The 12,435-nt window shown below is 69.4% G+C and carries 12 protein-coding genes; 9 read left to right on the top strand and 3 right to left on the bottom strand.

What is annotated here, in order from left to right; all coding sequences use genetic code 11:
- The coding region (locus OOT08_RS07820) for a GntR family transcriptional regulator (protein ID WP_325092037.1) at nucleotides 1-627 on the bottom strand (627 nt) is incomplete at its 3' end.
- Nucleotides 628-845: 218 nt separating this feature from the next.
- On the opposite strand from OOT08_RS07820, the gene OOT08_RS07815 reads away from it, so the two are divergent.
- From OOT08_RS07815 to OOT08_RS07775, 9 genes are all read left to right on the top strand, one after another.
- Complete coding sequence (locus tag OOT08_RS07815; protein WP_325092036.1) at nucleotides 846-1,835, top strand: SMP-30/gluconolactonase/LRE family protein; 990 nt, start codon at nucleotides 846-848, stop codon at nucleotides 1,833-1,835.
- 25 nt (nucleotides 1,836-1,860) lie between these two features.
- Nucleotides 1,861-3,432: an ABC transporter substrate-binding protein gene (locus OOT08_RS07810; protein ID WP_325092035.1), complete on the top strand. Its 1,572-nt coding sequence runs from the start codon at nucleotides 1,861-1,863 to the stop codon at nucleotides 3,430-3,432.
- A gap of 1 nt (nucleotide 3,433) precedes the next feature.
- Nucleotides 3,434-4,396 carry an ABC transporter permease gene (locus OOT08_RS07805; RefSeq protein WP_325092034.1) on the top strand — a complete coding sequence of 321 codons (963 nt, stop codon included), beginning with the start codon at nucleotides 3,434-3,436 and terminating at the stop codon, nucleotides 4,394-4,396.
- Nucleotides 4,389-5,258 (top strand): ABC transporter permease, encoded by an 870-nt coding sequence (locus OOT08_RS07800; RefSeq protein WP_325092033.1) that lies wholly within the window; start codon nucleotides 4,389-4,391, stop codon nucleotides 5,256-5,258. Before OOT08_RS07805 ends, OOT08_RS07800 begins: the two co-directional genes overlap by 8 nt.
- Nucleotides 5,255-6,991, top strand: coding sequence for an ABC transporter ATP-binding protein (locus OOT08_RS07795; RefSeq protein ID WP_325092032.1), 1,737 nt, complete (start codon nucleotides 5,255-5,257; stop codon nucleotides 6,989-6,991). The genes OOT08_RS07800 and OOT08_RS07795 overlap by 4 nt, the downstream gene beginning before the upstream one ends.
- Nucleotides 6,991-8,457, top strand: a complete 1,467-nt coding sequence (locus OOT08_RS07790) for a hypothetical protein (RefSeq protein ID WP_325092031.1) — start codon at nucleotides 6,991-6,993, stop codon at nucleotides 8,455-8,457. The genes OOT08_RS07795 and OOT08_RS07790 overlap by 1 nt, the downstream gene beginning before the upstream one ends.
- A complete protein-coding gene (locus OOT08_RS07785) occupies nucleotides 8,454-9,284 on the top strand; it encodes an SDR family NAD(P)-dependent oxidoreductase (RefSeq protein WP_325092030.1) in 831 nt (276 codons plus the stop codon). Before OOT08_RS07790 ends, OOT08_RS07785 begins: the two co-directional genes overlap by 4 nt.
- Nucleotides 9,281-10,378 (top strand): mandelate racemase/muconate lactonizing enzyme family protein, encoded by a 1,098-nt coding sequence (locus OOT08_RS07780; protein ID WP_325092029.1) that lies wholly within the window; start codon nucleotides 9,281-9,283, stop codon nucleotides 10,376-10,378. Before OOT08_RS07785 ends, OOT08_RS07780 begins: the two co-directional genes overlap by 4 nt.
- 102 nt (nucleotides 10,379-10,480) lie before the next feature.
- Entirely contained in the window at nucleotides 10,481-11,284 is an 804-nt protein-coding gene (locus OOT08_RS07775; protein WP_325092028.1) for an SDR family NAD(P)-dependent oxidoreductase, read from the top strand.
- Between the two features lie 77 nt (nucleotides 11,285-11,361).
- Here the strand turns inward: OOT08_RS07775 and OOT08_RS07770 are convergent, their stop codons facing one another.
- Both OOT08_RS07770 and OOT08_RS07765 read right to left on the bottom strand, forming a co-directional pair.
- Nucleotides 11,362-11,688 (bottom strand): nuclear transport factor 2 family protein, encoded by a 327-nt coding sequence (locus tag OOT08_RS07770; RefSeq protein WP_325092027.1) that lies wholly within the window; start codon nucleotides 11,686-11,688, stop codon nucleotides 11,362-11,364.
- Between the two features lie 58 nt (nucleotides 11,689-11,746).
- Nucleotides 11,747-12,435, bottom strand: a 689-nt coding sequence (locus OOT08_RS07765) for an SDR family NAD(P)-dependent oxidoreductase (protein WP_325092026.1), incomplete at its 5' end; no start/stop codon positions are given.

The following is a 12,435-nucleotide window of genomic DNA, read 5'->3' as shown; positions in this document are numbered from 1 at the left end:
GATGGCGATGTGATCGGACATGGCCGCCTGGGCCGCTGCCGGGTCGCCGCCGGCGATCGCGGCGATCAGGATCTCGTGGGAGAGCGCGTGCTCGACGAGCGCGTCCTGCGGCAGGGCCGCGTTCGCCGCCCGGAGGAAGCCGTTGATCCGGCCGCGGAGCTGCGCCGACACGGCCATCAGCATGCCGTGATCGGCCATCTCCCAGAGGGCTTCGTGGAACTTCCGGTCGTGGGTGAGCACGGAGTCCACGTTGCCCTTCTCAGCCGCGGCGACCATGTTCGCGACGATCCGGGTGAGCTTGGTCTCGTCCGCCGCCGTCCAGCGCTGCTGGACCCGCGTCACGACGAAAGACTCGAGCACGGTGCGCAGGCTTGAGATTTCCTCGAGCTCGGTCGCATCGAGCGCCGCAACCCGGGCCCCCCGCCGCGGCTCTCGCTCGATCAAGCCCTCGTCGGCGAGCCGGGCGAGCGCCTCGCGCACCGGGATGTGGCTGACCCCGAGCTGCTCGGCGAGCCGACGCTCGATGAGTCGCTGCCCCGGTTCCAGCTGGCCGGACTGGATCGCCTCGCGCAGCTCGACGGTGACCTTTTCGGACAGGCTGATCTCGTTGACGGTGTTCAGCGCCATGCAGGCTCCGATCGGTGATTCGCGGTCGTGGTCTCGGCGGAGCGGTCACCCCGCCGGGAGTGCTCCGGTCTCTGGCGTCGGTGCCCGAACGGAGCGTAAGAGTATCCTCGCATATCCCGGTGCGTGCTATAGGCTTTAGCGGTTGAAGAGCTCTGGCGCTCGGGTCACCGCCGCCGACGTCGGCGGGGGTCCGCTCGCATCGGACACAAAGGAGTGCCATGACCCGGCCCATCGAGGACGCCCCCCTGGCCGCGCGGATCGACGCTGCCCCGAACCTGATCCTGGGCGAGTGCCCGATCGTCGACGAGCGTTCTGACACGCTCCTGTTCATCGATATCGCGGCCTGCGCGCTGTTTCGGGTGCCCCTGAGCCGACTCGACGACCCGGAGGCCTACGAGCGGGTTCGCCTGCCCGACGAGCCGGGGTGTGTCGTGCTGGACGGTGATCGCCCGGACGCCGTTCTGCTCGGCCTCCCGACGGGGGTCTTTCGCTACTCCTGGGGGGCTGGCGAGTTGACCCAGCTCGCGGCGCTTCCCCCGGCGGCGGCGCCGGTGCGCATCAACGATGGCTCCTGCGACGCGGCGGGCCGGTTCTGGTTCGGCACGATGAATCGGGCTGGCGGGGAACCGGCGGGAGCGCTGTTCTGCTTTGACGGGCGGGACCTGGTCCGCGTTGATGGGCCGGTGGCGTGCTGGAACGGCCTCGGGTGGAGCCCGGGCGGCGACGTGATGTACGCGACGGACACCATCGGGCAGGAGCTGCGCTGCTACGACTTCGATCCGGACGGGCTGCCGAACCCGGGCGAGGGCTCATGGCGGGTGGCCGTTCCCGGCCAGGCGGAGGCGGGCCTGCCGGACGGTTTGGTCGTTGATGCCGATGGTGGCGTGTGGAGCGCGCTCTGGGACGCCGGGCGGGTGTCCCGCTTTCGAGTGACGCGAGCCGGGGCCCGGGAGTTGTTCTCGGTTCGGGTTGACGGGCCTCGGCCGACCGCGGCCACGTTCCTGCCGGATGGAGCGCTCCTGGTGACCTCAGCGGCTGGTGGGGGCGTGACCGGGGGCCTCTCAGTGCTCCCGGCGGCAATGACGGGCGTGCGGGGTGGTCTTCCGGAGAATCGTTTTCGTGCCCGGGCCGCGTCCTCGGGTGAGGCCCCGGGCGCTTCGCCGACGGCTCCGGAAAAACTCGGTTGGACAAATCCTCCGTTTTGCTAGATGCTATAGCGATACGGAGCGAATAATGATGTTCGAAAACCCCGGAGGAACAACCATGTTACGTAAGTCCCTGGCAAGCGGCGTCCTCGCCGTGGCAGCCCTGTTGACGCTGAGTTCGTGCGCTGGCACGGGCGGCGGAACGCTCGAGTCCGGCGGGGGGAACGCCCCCACCAAGATCACGGTGGCCGCTGCCCAGGGCATCCCGCAGCTGAACCCCGCGATCCGAACCTTTGCCTGGGAAGAAGTGCTCTTCCCGCTCCTCTGGAACGGCCTGACCACCACCACGGAATCCGGCGAGGTCGCGGGTGACCTCGCAGAATCGTGGGAGGCGAGCGCCGACCAGAAGACCTGGACCTTTACCCTCAAGGACGGAGTCACCTTCTCGAACGGGAAGGCGCTCACCGCGGCCGACGTCGTGGCCTCCTTCGAGTACTACCTGGACCCCGAAACCTCCACGCAGGAGAAGACCAAGATCGAGTCGGTCACCCAGGTGACGGCCACCGACGAGCGGACGGTGACCTTCACCCTGGACGCGCCGACGGCGACCTTCCCCGCGGGGATCGTCTGGGTCAAGGTGCTCGACGTCGACTCGCTCGACCAGATCGACAAGAACCCCATCGGGACCGGCCCCTACACGGTGTCTGCGTTCACGCCGGACAGCTCCGTCACCCTGGTGCGCAACGAGGCGTACTTCGGAGAGGCCCCCGAGCTGGACACGATCACGATCGAGAAGGCCGCCGAGTCCACCGCCGCCGTGACCGGGCTGCGCTCCGGCGACATCGACGTGCTCTGGTCCGTCCCGCAGGGTGATGTGGCGCAGTTCGAGGGGGATGCCGCCGTCGCGCTCGTGCGGCCCGACAACCCCAGCCAGTGGCCCAGCTGGGAGATGGACACGACCTCGGCCCCGTTCAACGACGTGCGCGCCCGCCAGGCGCTCGCGTACGCGGTCGACCGCGAGGCCGTGCTGGAAGCGGCGTACGCCGACCAGGGTATGGTCTCGCCAACGAACAACGCGATCAGCGAGAACAACCCCTGGTTCGGGGGCGAGCTGAACGACTACAGCTACGACCTGAAGAAGGCCAAGGCCCTGTTTGCCGAAGCCGGAGTGACCGAGGGGGACACCCTGAACTGGTGGGGCGTCGCTGGCCAGTACCCGGAGTGGAACACGAGCGCCGAGATCCTGCAGGCCAGCCTGAAGGAGATCGGGATCACCCTCAAGATCGAGAACAACGACATCGGGACCTGGGTGGAAAAGTTCTACCCCGCGGGGAAGAGCTACCCGGGGACGATCGTGCCGAACTTCCAATCGACCCCGCCGGAGCCCGCCTACTCGCTGAACTTCTACCTCGAGGGCCGGTGCGAGTGTAACTGGGTCAACGACGACTTTGCCGCCGCCTTCGACGCCGCCGTCGGCGAGCCCGACGAGGCCGAGCGCGCGACGAAGTGGGGCGAGGTGCAGAGCATCATCAACCAGGAGGTCCCGCTCATCGTGCCTATCCAGGCCACCGTGGTGACCGCGACCGACAGCGCGCTGGGGGGCGTGTGGGTCGAGGGCGGCGGCCAGCTCCACCTCGAAAACGCCAGCTTCAAGGGATAACGTGACCAGATTCATCCTCCGGAGGGTGGCAATCAGCGTTCTGATGCTGATTGCCACCTCGCTCCTCGTCTTCACCGTGCTCCGGCTGCTCCCGGGGGACCCGGTCATCACCCGGCTCGGATCGACGCCCGGCGTCGACGCGGCCATGATCGAACGACTCCGCGCCGAGGCCGGCCTCGACGCACCGATCTGGCAGCAGTACCTGAACTGGATCGGCGGCATGTTCCGCGGCGACTTCGGGCAGTCCTACTTCAACCAGTTCTCGGTCAACGAGCTGATCGCCCAGCGCCTTCCCACAACGCTCGAGCTCACCCTCATCTCGGTGCTCCTCGCCGTCCTGATTGCCGTGCCCACCGCGGTGATCGCCTCCCTCAAGCCCCTCGGCTGGCTCGACCGGTTCCTGACCGCGATCTCCACCGCGGGGATGGCACTGCCCCAGTTCCTGATCGGCATCGTCCTCATCATCGTGTTCGCGGTGACGCTTCGCTGGCTCCCCGCGCGGGGATACGTGCCCTTCACCGAGGACCCGGGCCTCAACCTCACCGGGATGATCCTGCCGACGATCACGCTGGCCCTCGCCTCGGCGCCGCTGTTGATACGCTTCCTGCGCGCCTCGATGATTGAGACGCTGGCAGCGCCGTTCATCCGCACGGCCCGCGGGAAGGGCGTCGACCGGGCCGGAGTCGTGGTGGGCCACGCCCTGAGAAACGCGCTGATTCCCGGCCTGACGATGCTCGGCCTCGTGGTCGGCTACACCCTGGGCGGCGTGGTCATCATCGAGTACGTCTTCGGGATTCCCGGCCTGGGCTCCCTCGCCATCGACTCCGTCTTCAAGCGGGACTACGCCGTGCTGCAGTCCGTGGTGCTGCTCATCAGCGCGATGTTCATCCTGACCTCGCTTATCGTCGACCTCCTCTACGGGGTCCTGGACCCGCGTCTGCGAGTGGGGAAGAACCGTGGCTAACCTCAATACCCAGAAGCTTCTCCTGCCCATCATGCGCCGCGGCGGGGCCCTGCGCCGGACCCCGTGGCAGACCTGGGTGGCCTCGGGGGTGCTCGCGGTCATCGCGCTCGCCTGCCTCGCCGCCCCCCTCGTTGCGCCCTATGACCCCACGAAACAGTCGAGCGACCGCTTCGCTGGCGTGAGCGCCGCGCACCTGTTTGGCACGGACGAACTCGGCCGAGACCTGCTCAGCCGGGTGCTCCACGGTGGCCAGCTCACCCTGTTTATCGTGCTCGGCGCCGCGATCGTGGCGATGGTGGTCGGCACCGCCTGGGGGATGGCCGCAGCCTTCCTGCGCGGCTGGCTCGACGAGCTGCTGATGCGCCTGGCTGACACGGTAATGGCCATCCCCCAGATGCTCTTCGCGCTCGTGTTCATCTCCGCGTTCGGGGCCACCCCCGTCAAGCTCGCGGTGATCATCGGGGTGCTCCTGACCCCGACCACCGCTCGTCTGGTGCGCTCCTCGGTGCTCGGCGAAATCCAGTCCGACTACTTCACCGCAGCCGTGTCCTACGGGGCTCCCCGGAGCCGGCTACTGCTCAAGGAGGTCCTGCCGAACGTGGCGGGTCCCCTCACGGTCCAGGCCGCCATCAACGCGGCGAACGCCCTCCTCCTGGAGGCCTCGATGAGCTTTGTTGGCCTCGGCATTCAGCCGCCGGAAGCGACCTGGGGCACCCTGGTGCAACAGGGATATCAGAAGATGTATCAGTCGACCGGGTACGTGATCTTCCCCGCGATCCTGATCTTCGTGACGATCTGGATGCTCAATCTGCTCGCCGACCAGCTCGGCGAGACCGCGCAAGCGAAAGGACGGAACCGATGAGCGCCACGAACGGCCAAGCGAGCGATGCCCCCGTACTCGAGGTCTCCGATCTCACGGTGAGCTATGGGACGGCCCAGCCCGTCAAGGGCATCAGCTTCTCGCTGCGCCGGGGCGAAAAAATCGGCATCGTCGGTGAGTCCGGCTCCGGAAAGTCGCTGACCGCGCTGTCCATCATGCGGCTGACGGACGGCGCGGACCTGGGCGGGAGCATCCGGCTCGGGGACACCGAGCTCACCGGGCTGAGCCAGCGCCAGATGGCGAAGCTTCGGGGCGGCCGCGTCGCCATGGTCTACCAGGACCCCATGAGCTCGTTGAACCCGGTCATGACCATCGGCGCTCAGCTGATCGAGGCCATCCGCTTGCACAGCCCGATGAGCAAGCGGCAGGCGCACGAGCGCGGCGTCGAGTTGCTCGAAGAGGTCGGCGTCCCCTTCCCCGAGCAGCGGATGGGGCAGTACCCCCACCAGTTCTCGGGTGGCATGCGGCAACGCGTAATGATCGCCATGGCGATGTCCGGAAACCCTGAGGTCCTGATCGCCGATGAGCCCACGACGGCCCTCGACGTCACCACGCAGGCCCGGATCATCGATCTCCTGGATCGGCTCGCCGACGAGCACGGCACCGCGGTCATCCTGATCACCCACGACCTCGGCGTCGCCGCCGGGTTCTGCGAGCGGATTCACGTCATGCGGCACGGTCAGATCGTCGAGACGGCCCCGGCAACCGAGCTCTACGCGAACCCGCAGCACGACTACTCCCGGTCGCTCCTGGGCGCGGTCGTCGACCTGACGATCGACGTCAATCGCCCCATCCCGACGAGCGCCGAGGTGCTCGCCGCGGAGGGCGGCGTGGCGCGGCAACTGGCTGCCCCCGTCGAGATCTCCGGTCGCGGGGAGACCCTGGTGCGCGTCCGCGGCCTCAAGAAGACCTTCCAGCTCGGCGGCGGTGAGCAGGTGACGGCCATCAACGATGTCTCCTTCGATATTCGTCGCGGAGAGACCTTCGGCCTGGTCGGGGAGTCCGGCAGCGGCAAATCGACGGTGTCCCGGGCCGTGCTTGCCCTGCAAGACGTGGACGCGGGCACCGTCGAGATTCAGGGTCGCGACGTTCACCGGCTGCGGGGACGCGAGCTCCGGGCGGCGCGCAAGGACATGCAGATGGTCTTCCAGGACCCGTTCTCCGCGCTGAACCGACGCCAGACGGTGGCGCAGATCGTGAGCGCGCCCCTGGAAGCGCACGGCCTGTACTCGGCCAATGAGCGCCACGAAAAGGTCGCCGAAACGCTGGAGCTCGTCGGCCTCGGCCAGGGATTTAACGATCGCCTTCCCGGGACGATGTCCGGCGGGCAGTGTCAGCGCGTCGCGATCGCACGCTCGCTCGTGCTCGACCCCGAGTTCATGGTGTTGGACGAATCCGTGTCCGCGCTCGACGTGTCGATCCAGGCGCAGGTGTTGAACCTGCTCCGAGACCTGCAGGCCAGGCTCGGCCTCACCTACCTGTTCATCAGCCACGACCTCGCGGTGATCCGCTATATGGCGAACACCGTTGCGGTCATGCGCCGCGGCGCGATCGTGGAGCAGGCCAGCCGAGACGAGTTGTTCGCGCACCCGCAGCACGAGTACACACGCTCACTGATGGCGGCGATCCCCATCGCCGATCCGACGGTCGAGCGGGAGCGGCGGCGGGAAGCCGCGCGGCTCGCCGCGGCGCTCCAGGCGGGAACGGCAGCATGATGGCTGAGCAGACGCGTTTCGGGGATCGGATTCGAGTGCCGCGCACGAGCGCCCTGATCGGCGTCGCGGTCCGGGACATCACCCCGCCACCCGGAATCCGGGCGAAGAACTGGGGACCCGCCGACTGGGAGCGTTCGGAGGGAGCGCACCGGGAGATGACGCTGACCGCGCTCGCGCTGGTGCCGGAGCACGGCGCCGCGGGCAGCCGGGTCCTGATCGCGGCCGATGGCACCTGGTGGCGGAGGGTGGCCGATGAGCGCGGCGTTCGCGAGCGGGTGCTCGACGCGCTCGGCCTTGACGAGAGCGCCCTCACGCTGTCGCTCTCGCACACCCACGCGGGTCCGGTGCTCTGCGCCGCCGATGCGCACCTCTCGGGCGGCGAGCTGATCCCCGGGTACCTGGAAGCGCTGGCGGATGCGGCCATCGAGGCGGCTCGGGAGGCACTCGCCGCGGCCGAGCCGGGGCGCATTGAGTGGGCCACGGGGCACTGCGGGCTCGCCGCGAACCGCGAACTCGATGTGGACGGTCGCGCCCTGGTCGGGTTCAACCCCCAGGCGGAGGCCGATGACACCGTCCTCGTCGGGCGGGTGACCGCCGCGAACGGCCGCACGCTCGGCACAATCGTGAACTACGCTTGCCACCCGACCACGCTCTCGTGGCAGAACCGACTGGTCTCACCGGATTACGTCGGGGCGATGCGGGCCCTCGTCGAGGACGCCACGAACGCGCCCGTCCTGTTCCTGCAGGGGGCCTCCGGGGAGCTTGCCCCCCGGGAGCAGTACACGGGGGACGTGGGCGTCGCAGATCGGCACGGCCGCTCGCTCGGGCACGCGGTGCTCGCCGCCCTCGACGGCCTGCCCACGCCGGGCACGGAACTCAGCCTCAGCGGGGTCGTGGAGTCGGGGGCGCCGCTCGCCGTCTGGGCGGCCGAGCCGGTAACCGGGGGCCAGCTCCTCTCCGGGGTCCTCGGTGCGGCCGAGCTCGACCTCGTCGACCTGCCGAGTCTCGAAGAACTCGCGGAGACCTGGGCAGACATCGACCCGCGCAGTCGCGAGGAGCGACTTGGCCGGGCCAGGAACCTCCGAGAGGGCTACATCGATGGCCCCTCCGTTCGGCATCCGGTCTGGGTCTGGCGGCTCGGCGATGCGATCTTCGTGGCGCACCCGGGCGAGGCGTACTCTCGCTTCCAAACCACACTGCGCGAACGCTTCCCCGGCACTCCGATCCTGGTCGCGAACCTGACCAACGGCCCCGGATTTGTCTACCTGCCGACGCGCGAGGCCTATGCGCGCGGGGCCTATCAGGCCTGGCAGACCCCGCTTCGCCCGGGGTCACTCGAGCGCCTGGAAGCGAGCGCAATTGACCTCATCGCCCAGGTGTTGGCCGAGCCTGAATCCGCCGCCCTCGAAAGCCCTGCACCCCAACAGACCCCAGCAACCGCCACCGCCCGGAGAGAGACACGATGAGCCAGAACCCCGCCCCCGCACCCGCCGCTACGCGCAGCCCCGTCGCAATCGTCACCGGCGGCTCGGCCGGCATCGGCTGGGAGATTGGCCGACGCCTCGTCGCTGATGGCTACACCGTGATCGCCTGCGACATGGTGCCGGGGCTCACCGCTGATCCGCTCCCCGAACAGGACGCGGCCGCGGTGACAGCGTTCGCGGGACAACCCACCCTCTGGCGGGAACTCAATGTCACCGATCACGCCGCGGTCAGCCGGGTCTTCGGCGAGATCGCCGCGGAGTTCGGCGGCATTGACGCTCTCGTGAACAACGCGGGCATCCAGCGCCACCGGGGCATCGAGGACCTGAGCTGGGACGAATGGGAGGCCGTGGTCAACGTCAACCTGCACGGGGTCTTCAACGCACTGCAGGCCGCGGGGCGGCAGATGCTCGGCCAGGAGGGCGGCGGCAGAATCGTGAACATTTCCTCGGTGTCCGCCCGGGGATCAGCGGGCCGCGCCCCCTACTCCACGACGAAGGCCGCGGTGATCGGGCTGACCGCCACCGCCGGCGCCGAGTGGGCTGCTCGTGGCGTGCGGGTCAACGCGGTCGCTCCTGGATATGTGGACACCGGAGTGTTTCGGCAGGGCGTCGACGCGGGAACCCTGAGCCTGGAAACGATCCTGAGTCGAATCCCCGCGAAACGCCTGGCGCAGGCGAGCGAGATCGCCAACGCGGTCAGCTTCCTCGTCTCCGAGCAGGCCTCCTACATGAACGGGCAGACCCTGTACGTGGACGGGGGCTTCATGATTGATTACGGCGTGCCCCTCGCGAAGAAGCCCACGCCGTGACCGCCGAACGCCCGTCGGTCGCCGCGGTTCGGACCGCGAACGCGGTGCTCTCCCTGCCCGAGCCGCTCCGGCTCGGGGCGATGACCGTGACTCGGCGGGAGTACGCCGGGGTGCGCGTCGACACCGCCGCGGGGCTCTCGGGCATGGCGTACTGCCTGAGCCGGGAAGCTCCCATGACAGAGATTGTGGACCGGCTCGTCGCCCCGCACGTCATCGGTGCGGACAGCTCCGACCCGCCCGCCGCGTGGGAACGGATGTTCCGAGGCTCCGCGATCGTCGGCAGGGTCGGCCTGGTCCGTCGGGCGATTGGGCTCGTCGACATCGCGCTCTGGGACCTTGCGGGTCAGCACGCCGGCGTTCCGGTCTGGGACCTGCTTGGCGCGGGCAACGCCCCGCGCGAGACGATGCTCGTGGCGTCGTATCCGACCCCGGACCGTCCGATCGCGGACGTGGTCGCCGAGGTCGTGGGGCAGGCGTCGGAGGGATGGCCGCTGGTCAAGATTTCCCGAGCCGCCGATCCCGCCTACATGGGGGAGTTGATCCGGTCATTGAACCGCGAACTGCCCTCGGGCTGTGGCCTGGTCGTGGACGTCGGCTTCGGCTGGCGAGACGCGGACGAGGCCCTCGCGGACATCCGGGCCTGGGGCGAGATCGACCTCGCGTGGCTCGAAGACCCACTGCTCCCCGAGGACGTCGCCGGGTGCGCCCGAATCCGGCGCGAGACCGGGCTCACGGTGTCCGTGGGGGACGAGGTCACGGACCCGGCGGTGCTCCGGGCGCTTGTCCAGGGCGAGGCCGTTGACGTGCTGCGCCTCGACGTGGTCGCGGTCGGCGGGCTGACCCCGGCCCGTGAGTTGCGTGACTGGTGCGCGGAGCGCGGGGTGCCCGTGTCCTGTCACGTTTACCCCGAGCTCAGCGTGCATCTGGGCACCGCGGTGGAGACCTTCAACCGGCGTCCGGAGGGGAACCCCTATGACCCCTCACCGCTGCTGAGCCTGGGCGGGCCAGCATTCGTCGCGGGTCGGGCACTCCCCCCGACGGCGCCGGGGCTCGGCTTCGCCCTCCGCCCGGAGTTTTTCGCCTTCCCCGAGTAGCGCACGGCGCTGCCGTCCGGGCCCCGCCTCGCGTCGCCCGGGCGCGCACTGCGCCAAGCTGGAACCCCCGAAGTGGCAGATCTCAGAAACGAGGAGGACCCGATGGTCAGCACGATACCCGCGCGGAGCGCGGTGGTCACCGGCAGCGGCAAGGGGATTGGCCGCGCCATTGCCGAGCGGTTGACGGCAGACGGCTGGCTCGTCGTTGGCCTGGAGCGGAGCGCCGGCTCCGGCACGCTCGAGGCGGGCATCTGTGCCGCCGTCGTCCTGGGTGACTCCCGGGACCGCGAGGCGCACACGGCGGCGGCTGAGCGGGCCGGGGGCCTCGCTCCGCTCGGCGGCTGGGTCAATAACGCCGGCATCACCCGGAAAACTCCCCTGCACCGGCTGGACGAGGCCGAGGTGCGCGAGCTGATCGAGATCAACGGCTTCGGCTATCTCTGGGGGGCTACGGCGGCGGTTGCGGCCTTCACCGCGCAACGCTCCGGTGGCGCCATCGTGAACATCGGCTCGGTGCACGGGCGGGCTGCCTTCGCGGACCACGCGGCCTACGAGTTCACCAAGGGCGGGATCGACGCGTTGAGCCGCAGCCTGGCCGTGAGCTATGGCCCCCTCGGGATCCGCGCCAACACGGTCGCTCCGGGCGGAGTGCGGACCCCGCACCTGGACGCGCAGATTGCGAACGCGAGCGATCCGGAGGCGGAAGAGCGCGGGCTTGCCGAGGGGCCTCCGATGCGCCGCATCGCGAGGGCTGAGGAGGTTGCCGCGCTGACCGCGTTCCTCCTCGGCGACGAAGCCCCCTATGTGAGCGGCCAGTCCATCGCCGTGGACGGGGCGTGGACCGCGTCCTTCGGTCGTCCGCAAACGGACCCAGAACTCCTCGCCGCATACGGGCTCAGCGGCTGAGCCGCGCCCGGCACGGACGGGGCCCCGGACCTCTCGCGGGGGCCGGGCCCCGTCCGTGCGTCGGCGGAGCGCGGGTTTCAGGCCTTGAGCATGGAGGCCCGCGCAATGAGCCCGTCCACGACGTCGAAGGTCGCAATCGTCTCCGTGGCGACCCCGGCGTTCACGACGCGCTCCTGGGCGACGACCCAGCGTTCCCCGAAGAGCACGGTGGCGTCGATCACGCAGCTCAGCTCTGGGTTGGCGAGGCGGGGCTCATAGAAGGCTCGGATCGCGGCCCGGCCGATGATCGGCTGGGCATCGACTCCGGTGATCACGGCGTCTTCGGAGTAGGTCGCGACAAAGGCGTCGAGGTCGTGCGCGTTGAAGGCGTCGAGCTGAGCGGTTACGGTCTGCAGTGCGGTCATGCGGGCTCCTGGGGTGTGGTGTTCACGGGGACGGTCCTCGGCGCGAGCCGAGGCTGGGTTAGTCGATGCGGACGCCGCCGTTGACGTCGTAGGTGGCGCCCGTGGTGAACGCCGCCTTCGGTGAGGCGAGCGCCGCGATGATCCAGGCCACGTCCTGGGGCTGGCCGAACTGGCCGAGGGGGATCGAACGGCTGAGCGCCTCGCGCTGCTCGCCCTGCAGGTGATCCGTAATGGTGGAGACCACGGGCCCGGGGGTCACGGCGTTGACGCGAATTCCCTCGGCCGCGAGGTGTCGGGCAAAGGAGCGGGTCAGCGCCAGGATGGCCCCCTTGCTCGCCGCGTAGTGTATGCCCGTCTTGAGCGCGCCCTGCTGGCCCGCGATGGAGGAGAGGTTGACGACGGAGCGGTCGACCGGGTGTTCCGGGCTTCCCGCCGCGGCGCGCAGCAGGGGGAGGCACGCTCGGGTGAGCAGGAAGGTGCCCCGACCGTTGGTCTCCAGCACGGCATCCCACTCATCAATCGTGATGTCTTCGATCGAGCGGTAGGGGCAGACGCCGCCGTTGTTGACGAGGACGTGGAGCGAGCCCCAGGTCGCCGAGACCTCGGCGACCAGCGCGTCAATCGAGGCGGGGTCGCGGAGGTCGAGCCGAGAAACCCGGGCCTCGGGGGCCCCGGCGGCCAGGCAGGCTGCCGCGGCCTCGCGAGCCGCGGCTTCCCCGCCGGTGTAGGTGAGCCAGACGGCATTTC

Origin of the sequence: Leucobacter sp. M11, from assembly GCF_035726885.1 — a bacterium.
In the GTDB taxonomy this organism is placed as follows: Bacteria; Actinomycetota; Actinomycetes; order Actinomycetales; family Microbacteriaceae; genus JAPFRB01.
Note: the sequence above shows the minus strand (reverse complement) of the source record. Positions and strands in the feature narration are given on the sequence as shown.